The organism is Streptomyces gottesmaniae (assembly GCF_031845845.1).
GTDB lineage: Bacteria > Actinomycetota > Actinomycetes > Streptomycetales > Streptomycetaceae > Streptomyces > Streptomyces akebiae.
Map to the genome: position 1 here is coordinate 1 of NZ_JAVRFJ010000147.1, position 441 is coordinate 441.

Genomic DNA, 441 nt, shown 5'->3' on the forward strand with positions numbered 1-441 from the left:
CTTTGAAGATGATGGCAACACGGGCTACTTCTATGCCGCTTCGCAAGAGGGGATTTTGGATGCCTTGCACATCTACAATGTCGAAGATGTATCCGACAAACATATCCCCAATCATGTCTTGATTTTATGGGATGGCGCCTGCACCATAGCCGCATTGTGTATCAACGACTACATCCATGCCGTCTATGATTTTGTCGAACAGGCAGGATATTGCCGCAACGGCTTCCCTGAAGCAGGCGGCGAATGGGTAAAAGTCGAAAACCGCGTCTTGGACGATGAATTGCTGGACAAAATCCTATCCCGAAAACCTACATAACCCGCACAAAAGGATACCCAAATGCCCCTGTTAGACAGTTTCAAAGTCGATCACACCCGTATGCACGCCCCTGCCGTACGCGTGGCGAAAACCATGACCACGCCCAAAGGCGACACCATTACTGT

Annotated in this window: 2 protein-coding genes; both read left to right on the forward strand. The window is 49.9% G+C overall.

Annotation, left to right across the window (positions count from 1 at the left end; translation table 11 throughout):
- On the forward strand, window positions 1-316 hold a 316-nt coding region (locus RM704_RS45775), incomplete at its 5' end, for a DUF2251 domain-containing protein (RefSeq protein ID WP_498076456.1).
- A 21-nt stretch (window positions 317-337) separates the two neighbouring features.
- On the forward strand, window positions 338-441 hold a 104-nt coding region (locus RM704_RS45780; protein WP_498076457.1), incomplete at its 3' end, for an S-ribosylhomocysteine lyase.